This is a genomic window from Thermodesulfobacteriota bacterium, assembly GCA_040756475.1.
Lineage (GTDB): Bacteria > Desulfobacterota > Deferrisomatia > Deferrisomatales > JACRMM01 > JBFLZB01.
In genome coordinates, this window is the sequence record JBFLZB010000234.1 from 1 (window position 1) to 6,509 (window position 6,509).

General features: G+C 70.8%; 6 protein-coding genes. All 6 read right to left on the reverse strand.

Going from position 1 to position 6,509, the window contains the following annotated elements:
- Window positions 1-201, reverse strand: a 201-nt coding sequence (locus AB1578_21185) for a hypothetical protein (protein MEW6490411.1), incomplete at its 3' end; no start/stop codon positions are given.
- A 7-nt stretch (window positions 202-208) separates the two neighbouring features.
- Window positions 209-403: a hypothetical protein gene (locus tag AB1578_21190; protein ID MEW6490412.1), complete on the reverse strand. Its 195-nt coding sequence runs from the start codon at window positions 401-403 to the stop codon at window positions 209-211.
- A gap of 120 nt (window positions 404-523) precedes the next feature.
- The gene (locus AB1578_21195; protein ID MEW6490413.1) at window positions 524-1,996 is read right to left on the reverse strand and encodes a cytochrome ubiquinol oxidase subunit I; all 1,473 of its coding nucleotides are present in this window, start codon (window positions 1,994-1,996) and stop codon (window positions 524-526) included.
- Window positions 1,993-3,381 carry a cytochrome ubiquinol oxidase subunit I gene (locus AB1578_21200; protein ID MEW6490414.1) on the reverse strand — a complete coding sequence of 463 codons (1,389 nt, stop codon included), beginning with the start codon at window positions 3,379-3,381 and terminating at the stop codon, window positions 1,993-1,995. The genes AB1578_21195 and AB1578_21200 overlap by 4 nt, the downstream gene beginning before the upstream one ends.
- A 205-nt stretch (window positions 3,382-3,586) precedes the next feature.
- Window positions 3,587-4,723: an NAD(P)/FAD-dependent oxidoreductase gene (locus tag AB1578_21205; protein ID MEW6490415.1), complete on the reverse strand. Its 1,137-nt coding sequence runs from the start codon at window positions 4,721-4,723 to the stop codon at window positions 3,587-3,589.
- A 163-nt stretch (window positions 4,724-4,886) separates the two neighbouring features.
- Entirely contained in the window at window positions 4,887-6,182 is a 1,296-nt protein-coding gene (locus AB1578_21210; protein MEW6490416.1) for a cyclopropane-fatty-acyl-phospholipid synthase family protein, read from the reverse strand.
- Window positions 6,183-6,509 lie beyond the last annotated feature (327 nt).

The window sequence follows — 6,509 nt, forward strand, 5'->3', positions numbered from 1 at the left end:
GGGCACGCCCCGCACGGCCACGAAGGCGGCCGTGGGGAACCGCCCCGGGGCCAGATCCGCCGGCCCCGAAACCTCCGCAGGCGTCCGGGGCCCCAGGTCGTAGCGCAGCTCGGGGATCTGCAAGAGGGCAAACAGGGCCACGAAGGCGAGGAAGGCCGCTTTGGCAAGGCCGAGCCAGAAGCGCGCGCGCAGCAGGAACATGGCCCCCTCAGTCGTAGAAGTAGCCGAGCAGGACGAGCGCCAAGACAAACGCCGTGGACGCGAGCCCGATGCCCACCCACGTCCACACCACCCCCACCGCCCAGCGGGGATCCTCGGAAGCCTCCCGCAGGGGGTAGACCGCGAGCTCCTGCTCCTCGGGCGAGAGCTCGGGCTCCTGGGTCTTCTCGTCGCTCCCCGTCATCTGCCCTCTCTCCGTCTCAGGACGCCCGGCAGGCCGTGCACCCTTCCTCCGAACGCGCCACCCGGAATCGCCATTACCATCGCTATCACCGCCGGTAGCGGATCCAACCTCGCCGGCGGGTCAGTACGGGTCTCCCGACCGCAGGTGCTCCACGATGGTGCGGGCCTCGTCATGGGACAAGCGCAGGCCGTAGGCCCGCATCTGGTCCACGATGAGCTCCCAGTTTTCCAGCCGGTAGTTTCGCACCCTCTCCAGGGTGTGGCACCCGATGCACTTCTGGCGGATGAGCTGGACCCCCGGCGGGGGGGCTTCGGCCGCCTCCGGCACGGGGGGCAGCGTAGCCGGGTCGGTCCCCACCATCAGGTAGGGTGCGCGCTGGGCGGGGACGTACACCTCGTCGTAGTGGCTGACCCGGCTGACGAACCGGGGCCGGGAGGCTTCCCGCACGTACCCCCCCAGGAGCACGGTGGCGGCGGCCAGGGTCCCCACCGCCACGAAGAGGGCCCGGGGCGACTCCTGGTGGCGGCGCAGAAGGTGGCGGGCCAGCAGCGCGGCGCCCAGGCCCACTGCGAGCATCCACCAGAAGAAGGCCCAGGTCATGATCATGCCCATGGCCAGGTAGAAGAGCACGTAGAAGCTTCCCACGGCAGCCACCAGCACGGCGGGCACGGGAAACGGCGCGTCCTCGCCCCGGGTGCGGAAGAAGTACCCCAGGCTCAGGCCGAGCATGGCGGCCACCAGCACCTGCTTGGTCCACCACCAGTCGATGCCCCCCGCCACCACGTCGTCCTTGCCCCACATCAGGTTCACGAAGGCCTCGTTGGCGTGGTACTTGAGCACGTGGGAGTAGAAGTACCCGATGATCGGCAGGGACAGGAACGCCACGAACCCCACGTAGAAGGCCAGGCGCCCCGCGTCCTCGTGCTGGCGGCGCACCGCGCCGGAGGTCGCGCGGTAGAGCGAGAGCCCGCACAAGCCCGCCACCACGAAGCCCCCGTAGGAGACGTTGGCCAGGGCCCGGTGGAAGGTGAGCATGAGGAACGACGGGTTGTAGAAGGCCTGGCGGTCCCACCCCAGGATGCCCCGGGCCAGGTCCACCTGGGCCTCGCCCACCCCCGGGGTGAGCATGAAGCTCCCGAGCCCGTTGATGATGTAGAACTGGAGGAGGAACATGGGCGTCATCAGGGCGCCCATGAAGATGTGCAGCTTCTTGTGCCCCCACAGGTGGTCCCAGAAGAAGTAGTGCAGGGTGAGCGTAGTGGCCAGGAGGAAGAAGAGGAACTCCTCCACGATGAGGGGCCAGAAGAAGTGGTTGAAGAGCTGGCTCCAGAACTGGGGGTAGAGCCCCGAGAGGCCGAAGATCAGCCCGATGGCCACGATGGTGCCGATATTGTAGATGCACACGTGGTAGAGCTGCACCCGTTTGGCCAGCAGGTCGTACCCCCGGTCGCGCCGCAGGTAGCCCACGATCTGGGCCACGGTCACCACGAACGCAAACCCGATGGCCAGGGAGGCCACCGCCACGTGGAAGAGGCCCGTAAAGCCGATGAACCACTTGGCACCGAGGGCGGGGAACTCGATGTGGGGGCTCATCGGATCGTCTTCCTTAGGTACGCGGCGATGCGGGCCGCCTCCTCGTCGCTGAGTTCCGCCCCCGGGCGCCGGCGCTCGATCTCCACCCGGGCCTCCCAGTCCTGGGGGCCCGAGCGCCGGAAGTCCGCCGGGGTGACGTGGCAGCCCAGGCACCGCTGGTAGAGCAGGTAGCGGTCGGCCTCCCGGGGCAGCACCTCCGGCTTGACGATCTCCCCGTACACGGTGTCGGGGCTCTTGCTGCGCTCCCGCACGAACCCCCCGATCAGGAAGGCGCAAAAGGCCGCCGAGCCCACGGTGAACAGCGCCCAGCGCCACCCGGGGGCGTCGGGGCGCAGCCGCCCGCGAAAGATCCAGAGGAGCGCCGCAAAGCCCAGGATGAAGACCGGCCACCCGAGCCTCCAGGCCGCCCCGCCGGGCAGCCAGCGCACGGGGGGGTGCCACTGGAACACGAAGACGAGGCTCGCGAGCCCCAGGGTTACCGCGGCCAGGAGCACCGGGCGGCGGTGGCGGGCGAACAGATAGGCGGCCCCCAGGGCGACCAGCAGGGCCACGAAGCCCATCTTGATGGCGAAGTGGGGTGCCACGTGCCCGCCCATGATGGCTCGGAACGCCACGGGGGCGTGGTCGCGCACCGCCCCGGCGTAGCCCCACCCGAGAAACGGCATGGCGAAGAAGGCCAGGAACCCCACGGCAAAGGTCACGTCCGCGGCCCACCCGAAGTAGGCCTTCTCCCCCGCGTCCTTCGCCCGGTAGTGCTTGAGCGCGAAGATGCCGCCGGTGAGCAGCATGGCCCAGCTGATGTTCCCGAAGAACCGGTGGAAGAAGAGGTAGGGGAAGCTCGGGTTGAAGAACGCCGCCGCCGACCAGGCCACCGGGTCGTTCACGGCCGGCAGGGGAACGCTCGGGGTGAGCATGTAGGACCCCAGGCCGTCCCACACCACCTGCACCGCGAGCCCGAAGAGCGCCGCCACGCAGCCGAAGAAGATGTGGAGGCGCTTGCGGTCCTTCAGGTAGTCCCAGGCCAGGTAGTAGAAGAAGAAGAGGAAGACCACCTCCCCCAGGAAGAACACGAACTGGGCGATCAGCGGCCAGAAGAACAGGTTCGACCACCGGGACCAGAACTCCGGGTAGGTCCCCATGATCCACATGGGAATGCCCGTGCCCAGCGCGGCGCCGGGAGAAAAGAGGACCAGCGAGAACCAGATGAAGCTGCGGGCCAGGCGGTCGTACCGGGGGTCGTTGCGGCGGTAGCCCACGTACTCGAAGGCCGGGGCGAGCACCATGTAGGCGGTGATGAGGGTGGCGATGACGATGTGGGAATACGCGATCTCCTCCATCCACACCCATCGCGGAAAGACCGGCGGCTCGATCAGGGGCAGGTCCATGGGCTCTCCTGGCTCCTGCGCCGGACGCTGGGCCCGGGCCGGCGCGGAGTATACCAAGGGGGCCGCCGAGGCGGTAGTGGCCCCCCGCCCCCCGCCGCTCCCTCCCCCCCCCCTCGAAATCGGTATCGGTATCGAAATCGAAATCGAAATCGAAACCGGCATCGATTTCGATTGGACGGCAGTCCCCGTTGGACCGTGTGGTGCGCTACGCGAAACGGCGCCGGGACCCGGAACCCCCGAAGGGCGTCTCCAGGGCCCGCTCCCCGCGGCGCAGGAACCAGCGGTCGAGCACCACGCGCCGCGCCAGGGGGGCCGAGGCGAGCAGCAGCCGGGCGGCGGCGCGGCGAAGTCCCGCGGGGGGCGGCCCGGCGGGACGGGGGGGGCCCAGGCGCTCTCGGAGCGCCTCCTCGTAGCCCCGCAGCCGCTCCGGGCGGGGATCGCCCCGGGCCTCCAGGATGGCGCGGGCCGCCAGGAGGCCCGACTCCACCGCCGGCCGGATGCCCTCGCCGCTCTCGGGGTACGCGAGACCCGCGGCGTCGCCTGCCAGGAGCACTCCGTCCCCGGTGAGGCCCCGGGGGCCCCGCCCCCACAGGCGGTAGGCCCAGCCCGAAGCCCTGAAGGCACCGGCGCCGCCCTCCCGCAGACCCCCAGGAAGGGCGGGGAGGGAGGCGAGGAACGCGGCAAAGCGGTGCTTCACGTCGGAGGCCCCCTCCACGCCGAGCCCCACGTTGAGGAACCCCCCCTTGCGGATACACCACCCGTAGCCGCGCAGGTCGTCGGTGAACCAGAGCTCGGGGGTATCCCCGGCCACCGGGCAGGGACTGCCCCCGATGGGAAACTCCACTTCCTGCGCCGCGACCGCGGGGCCTTTGGCGCCGCCCAGGCGGCGCGCCACGGGGCACGCGTGGCCGCCGGCCCCCACGACGAAGGGCGCCCCGATCTCGCCGTTGGCCACCCAGCGGCCCCCGCGCCGTTCCAGGGAGGCCAGCGGTTCCCCCAGCCGAAGCCGGGCGCCGCAGCCGCGCAGCAGGAAGTCGTCGAGCTCGGCCCGCCGCACGCCGTAGCTCACGGCCTCCCGGTAGCGCACCTCGACCAGGCGGCCGCCCTGCACGCCCACCCGAAACCCCTGGCGGGGCTGGAGCACCCGGCCGCGGCCGGAGGCCGCGGGCTCGATCCCCAGGGCCTCGAAGACCTGGGGGGTGACCCAGCCGGCGCAGACCTTGGGCCGGGGAAAGTCGGCGCGGTCCAGGACCACCACGTCGAGCCCCCCGGCGGCCAGGAGCCGCGCGCACGAAGACCCCGCGGGGCCTCCGCCCACCACCAGGACGTCGTAGGTTTCCACGGCGGCGGGGCCCCGGCTCAGAGCCTGTGAAACAATCTGCTGCGCGACCGGATTGCTTCGTTGCGCACTCGCTCACTCCTCGCCTATCTACTTGATATGTCTCGTCGTTCGCTCATGCGCGCCTCGCACTCCGGTCTGCTCGCGACGATTCTTTCACAGGCTCTCAGGGGTAGAGGTGGGCGCGGGTCCAGGGCACCGCGTTGTCCTGGGGCCGGCTGAAGAGGACCTGGAAGAGCTGGAGGGTCCCGGTGGTGAACCCCGCGATGGACCCGGCCAGGTAGAGCCTCCACGCCCGCACGAAGCGCTCGTCGAACATCTCCCGAACCTGTCCGGAGGCCTTCTCGAAGCGCTCGAGCCAGTGCTCCAGGGTGCGGGCATAGTGCAGGCGCAGGTTCTCCACGTCGAGCACCGAGAAGTCGTGGGGCTCCAGCACCTCCATCATCTCCCGCAGGGTGGGCGGGTACGCGCCGGGGAAGATGCGCTGCTCGATCCAGCGGTGGAGGGGGGCGGGGCGGTTGCGCCCGATGGAGTGGAGCAGCCCCCGGCCGGTCGCCGTCAGGCTCCGGTCGATCACCCGGCCGAGCTCTCGGTAGTGCTCCCGACCCACGTGTTCGAGCATCCCCACCGAGACGAAGGCGTCGTACCGGCCCGTGAGGTTTCGGTAGTCGTCCTCCACGAACTCCACCCGCCCCGCGAGCCCCTCTGCCCGGGCCCTCTCCCGGGCCCAGGCAATCTGCTCCCGGCTCACGTTGAAGGCGCGCACCCGGGCGCCGTGCTCGCGGGCCATGTGGAGCGCCAGGGCTCCCCAGCCGCACCCGGCCTCTGCCACGGTCTCCCCGGGCTGGAGCCGGAGCTTGCGGCACACGTGGCGCATCTTGGCCACCTGCGCGTCCTCCAGGGTCGCCCCGGCGTGGGGAAAGTAGGCGCAGGTGTACACCAACTGCTCGTCGAGCCAGAGCCGGTAGAAGTCGTTTCCCAGATCATAGTGGTGGTGAATGTTCTCCCGGGAACCCTCCAGGGTGTTCGGCCGGGCGCGGCGCAGCCGGGAAAGGACGCGCCCGGCGGCATGGGCGAGCCCCTCGGCACTCGGCCAGGCGCGGTAGGTCTCCTCGATGAATCCCACCAGGTCTCCCTGCACCTCGATCCGCCCGGCGGCGTACGCGTCGCCGAAGCGAAGCTCCGGGTCGAGCACGAGCCCCGGCAGGGCCCGGGGCTCCCGCAGGTGGAGGCGGGCCACCGGCGGAGCGGCCGAGGTGCCGACCTCTCGGCCGTTGGGAAAGACGAAGCGCACCGGCGGACTTCCGGCTGCCCGCAACACCTGTCGGGCGAGCCAGGGCCCCATCGAGCCCGCACCCGCGGGAGCTGCTTCAGGCAGGCGGGCTGTGGGCCGGGATCGGGGGCAGGCGGGCTGATCGGTCTCGAGGTCGGCAGCGGGATGGGCAGTGGGGCGTGCGTCCATGATTCACCTCCGGGCCGATGGCTCCCAGGGACGACTGCGTCCTGTGTACCGCAGGTATCCGGGGTTGTCCAAGGGGCGGCGGGGACCGCGATTCACCGCCTGGGTGGTAGGCGGGGTCGGGGAACCCTTCCGCTCCACCGCGCAATCCGCGGTGTCTAGAGGGCATCTCCCCCAGGGAACAGGTGCGCCGAGCTTCACCCCTTTTGCCCCGGGTGCCGCCGATCGGTCGATGCGCGCGCGGCTGCGCTACAGGGCCCCCGACCCCGCCCCAAAGTTTGATGGTGGATTCTGGGGGACCTGGATCCCCCGCCCGGGTGGGAAGCGGGG